1 protein-coding gene is annotated in these 370 nt (G+C 67.0%); it reads left to right on the top strand.

The window, feature by feature from the left end; genetic code table 11:
• Positions 1 to 370, top strand: a 370-nt coding sequence (locus tag C5687_RS24395) for an Ig-like domain-containing protein (protein WP_146086326.1), incomplete at both ends; no start/stop codon positions are given.

Below are 370 nucleotides of genomic sequence, written 5' to 3'. Positions count from 1 at the left end.
ACCGGAAGGCTCACACGTGGTCATCACCGTTGACGTGGTCCCGGGCAAGGTGGAAATCACCGCCGTGACCGACGACACCGGCAGCGTGACCGGCAGCCTGTCCCAGGGTGCGGTAACCGACGACACCCGTCCGCAAATCAGCGGGACGGCGAAGGCGGGCAGCACCGTGACCATCATGGACGGCAGCAACGTGCTGGGCACCACCACCGCGGGCGCGGACGGCACCTGGAGCTTCACGCCGAGCGTGGACCTGGGCCGCGGCGACCACACCTTCACCGCCACGGCGAAGGATCCGATGGGTAATGAGTCAGCCAGCAGCAGCTGGACCGTGACCATCGACACCGATGCGCCGGTGAAACCGACCATCGAT

The sequence above is a fragment of the Enterobacter sichuanensis genome (assembly GCF_002939185.1).
GTDB lineage: Bacteria > Pseudomonadota > Gammaproteobacteria > Enterobacterales > Enterobacteriaceae > Enterobacter > Enterobacter sichuanensis.
This window is presented reverse-complemented; position numbering and strand designations above follow the sequence as displayed.